Here is a 3,467-nt window from a genome sequence, read left to right as displayed (position 1 = left end):
GATCTATTTAACACATAAAGCAATTTAGTTTGCTGATACAGAAATGACAGGAACACAACTGGATGAAAAAAGAACTATCCACATTTGATATGCTGGGTCTAGGATTTATGACGTTTGCCTTTTTTTTAGGCGCAGGTAATATTATTTTCCCCCCTATTGCAGGCGCTTTAGCTGGTGAAAATTTCACCATTGCAATGGTCGGTTTTCTGCTGACAGCTGTTGGTTTACCTTTATTGACCCTGATAGCAGTAGCAAAAGCTGGTGGCGGCTTAACTAGCATGGCTAAATACCTGCCCGCTAAAGTCGCAACCTCCTTCGCACTTGCCGTGTTTATTATTATAGGCCCTAGTTTTGCAACACCGAGAACCGCTTTAGTGGCTTTTGAAATCGGACTGAAGCCATTTCTTTCAGACACATCTGCTAGCACTTTAGCCATTTTTTCGGTACTATTTTTTGCACTTGTTGGTGCACTCTCACTCTCTGAGGGTAAGTTACTAGATATTGTCGGCAAGGTTATTACCCCTCTACTGATTATTCTTTTGATCGTTTTATCAACCTCTGTCTTTCTAACCCCCCTATCAGATATTGGTATTGCAACTGGTGCTTACCTCGAAACACCTTTTGTAACCGGTTTTCTTGAGGGCTACAACACAATGGATACCTTGGCTTCATTGGTTTTCGGCATGTTAATTATTAATGTTGTTAAATCTAAAGGTATCAATGACAAGACTGCACAGTATAAATACTTATCAATTGCAGGTTTAATTGCAGCAATAGGTTTAACCTTTGTATACGTTTCATTATTTTACTTAGGTGCAACCAGCCAGGAAATCGCACCAAATGTTTCTAATGGCGGTGAAATCATCGCTATTTATGTTAAAGCTTTATTCGGATTACCAGGCCAAGTATTACTTTCAGTAGTTGTTGCTTTAGCCTGTCTAACTACTGCTGTTGGTTTGGTTAGTGCCATGTCAGATTTTCTATGTAAATTAAAAACAAATTGGAATCGACGACTATTAGTTATTGGAAATTGTATGCTTTGTGCGTTAGTAACAAATGTTGGTTTAAGCGAACTGATTGCGCTTTCTGTTCCAGTATTATTTACAGTTTATCCTGTGGCGATCGCCCTTGTTGCACTGACATTCTGTAATAACTTGCTGGCAAGTAAAACCAATTCACACCGCTTTGTATTAGCTGTTTCTTTCCTATTTGGTTTATTAGATGGCATCAAAATTGCCGGAGTCAATATGGATTCTTTTTCTTTCCTTCCTTTATTTGATGTTGGTATGGCATGGGTATTACCTACTGCGATCGCTTTGATTATTGCAATCGTGCTATTTAAAGAAACTGAACAACAACAAGAAATTCAAATTTCTAAAGCTTTATAATAGACAATAAAATGGCGTAGTCAGTAAACCTAAGCCATTACTTGCCAGAGCAATAAATTACTCATATATACCCAAACTACCTGAATCTGCATCTTCAAGTAGCTTGGGTATAGTCCTTTGCTTCAATCGACCACAATTGCCATCCCTTCTGAATCCTCATAAAAACATGAACAAACCACTCACCAATAGAACTATCTAAAAGTATAGATGGGACAATGGCTGGCGAGCAGTTTATTAAGGTGCTTAGCTGAATATTTTCATAAATAGTAAGTATGTTTGTCTGCTGGTTAATATTTTTTTTGACATGATAAGTCATTAATATTCTGCTATTATTTGCGACCAGAACTCTTCCATTACAGACATGGTCTGTTTAATCTGGCTTTATATATAGGATATTATTTATGAGTCTTGCTGATAAAGTATTAGCTGTTAATAACGATTTACCAATTCGTACAGATAAACCTGTTCACAGCGGTAAAGTACGCTCTGTTTACTGGCTAACTGAAGCTGATAGCAAACGTTTAATCATCGAAAAAGGATACGATGTTGCTAGTGATGCCCCACTGGCTATTATGGTTATCAGTGATCGAATATCTGCATTTGATTGTATCTGGCATGGTGAAGATGGCATGAATGGTGTTCCCGGCAAGGGCGCGGCTTTAAATGCAATCTCCAACCACTGGTTCAAATTATTTAAAGAGCATGGTTTAGCTGATAGTCATATCCTTGATATTCCACACCCTTTTGTTTGGATTGTGCAAAAAGCTAAACCAGTAATGATTGAAGCGATTTGCCGTCAATATATCACAGGCTCTATGTGGCGCTCTTATGAGAAAGGTGAACGTGAGTTCTGCGGTATTCAAATTTCAGAAGGTTTACAAAAAGATCAAAAGCTAGCTGAATTATTAATTACCCCTTCAACTAAAGGCATTCTCGAAGGTATTCCAGGTGTTCCAGCGGTTGATGATGTCAATATCACCCGTCAAAACATTGAAGAAAATTTTGCCGCATTTAACTTCAGTAAAGCAGATGATATCAACCATTATGAAAAATTATTAAAAGAAGGTTTTGATGTTATCAGTAATGAACTAGCCAAAATTGAGCAAATCTTCGTAGATACAAAGTTTGAATTTGGTTATGTTAACGATAAAGCGGGTAATGAAAAACTGATCTACATGGATGAAGTGGGTACGCCTGATTCTTCTCGTATTTGGGATGGTGCAGCATTCAAAGAAGGTAAAATTGTTGAGAACTCTAAAGAAGATTTCCGCCAACTATTATTAAACCATTTCCCTGATCCTGATATTCTGTTAAATAAAGATCGTATGGCTGAGCGTAGTGCGCTAGCACGTGATAATGCCCTGCCAGCTTCGGTATTAATGAAAATTTCTGAAACATATATCGGCATTGCAGAGAAAGTTATCGGAGAAAAGATTAAACTGTCTGATAATCCAAAAGCTGAAATAGTTGAAATTTTAAGAAAAGATTACGCTTTAATCGATTAAATCGATTAAATCATAATCTTTCATATATACCAATCGACTTCAAGATGCTAATCCAGAGGCCAGCTCGGATGTCTGGACAAAGCGCAACATGATAAGAATGGCTATACTATCAAAGCAGGAATTATTTCCTGCTTTTTTTACTTTAAAAATTGAGGGGTATTTATGAGTGGTTGGGCGCTTTTTTTATTGATAGCTTTTGTGCTAGGTATTGTTATTAGCAATATTATGCTCTTAAAACACAGCGCAAAAATGAAGTTACCAGAAAGTGTTATGCGGGTAATAGAAGAAAAAAAAATGAAAGCATCACTGGAAAATGAGAGCAAAGAAAAAGAGGCTAAAAAAAAACCAACAGATAAATAACCCGTTGGTTTTTATTTACAATAAAAGCGAAAGATTAAAGCGCTTTAGTTTGTTTATCGTTTAGCAACAAAACATTACGCACCTGCTCAGTAATACTAAGATAAATCTCGGTTACTTTCTGATCCGGCAAAGGTTTTTTATCTTCATCTAACCATGAGATTGAAGTACTGCCTCCCATTAATTCACCTAATTGAATAAAGTATTCGCCATTTTT

The 3,467-nt window shown here is 36.8% G+C and carries 4 protein-coding genes; 3 read left to right on the top strand and 1 reads right to left on the bottom strand.

Annotated elements, in window-relative coordinates:
• The first annotated feature begins 62 nt into the window (after positions 1 to 62).
• The 3 genes from brnQ (at position 63) to AC4GME_RS03745 (ending at position 3,253) form a co-directional block, all read left to right on the top strand.
• Positions 63 to 1,388 carry a branched-chain amino acid transport system II carrier protein gene (gene brnQ / locus AC4GME_RS03755; RefSeq protein WP_490376921.1) on the top strand — a complete coding sequence of 442 codons (1,326 nt, stop codon included), beginning with the start codon at positions 63 to 65 and terminating at the stop codon, positions 1,386 to 1,388.
• Positions 1,389 to 1,789: 401 nt separating this feature from the next.
• Positions 1,790 to 2,893 carry a phosphoribosylaminoimidazolesuccinocarboxamide synthase gene (locus AC4GME_RS03750; protein WP_490376920.1) on the top strand — a complete coding sequence of 368 codons (1,104 nt, stop codon included), beginning with the start codon at positions 1,790 to 1,792 and terminating at the stop codon, positions 2,891 to 2,893.
• Positions 2,894 to 3,055: 162 nt separating this feature from the next.
• Positions 3,056 to 3,253, top strand: a complete 198-nt coding sequence (locus tag AC4GME_RS03745) for a DUF2897 family protein (RefSeq protein ID WP_490376919.1) — start codon at positions 3,056 to 3,058, stop codon at positions 3,251 to 3,253.
• 34 nt (positions 3,254 to 3,287) lie between these two features.
• Here AC4GME_RS03745 and bamC read toward each other — a convergent pair.
• A partial coding sequence (gene bamC / locus AC4GME_RS03740) for an NlpB/DapX family lipoprotein (protein ID WP_490379035.1) occupies positions 3,288 to 3,467 on the bottom strand: 180 nt, incomplete at its 5' end.

It is taken from the genome of Psychromonas sp. (genome assembly GCF_983033635.1).
The sequence above is the reverse complement of the archived record's forward strand: the minus strand, read 5'-3'. Positions and strand labels throughout refer to the sequence as shown.

Coding starts and splice junctions, on each gene's coding strand:
- brnQ (WP_490376921.1), top strand. CDS start 63: ATGAAAAAAGAACTATCCACATTTGATATGCTGGGTCTAGGATTTATG.
- AC4GME_RS03750 (WP_490376920.1), top strand. CDS start 1,790: ATGAGTCTTGCTGATAAAGTATTAGCTGTTAATAACGATTTACCAATT.
- AC4GME_RS03745 (WP_490376919.1), top strand. CDS start 3,056: ATGAGTGGTTGGGCGCTTTTTTTATTGATAGCTTTTGTGCTAGGTATT.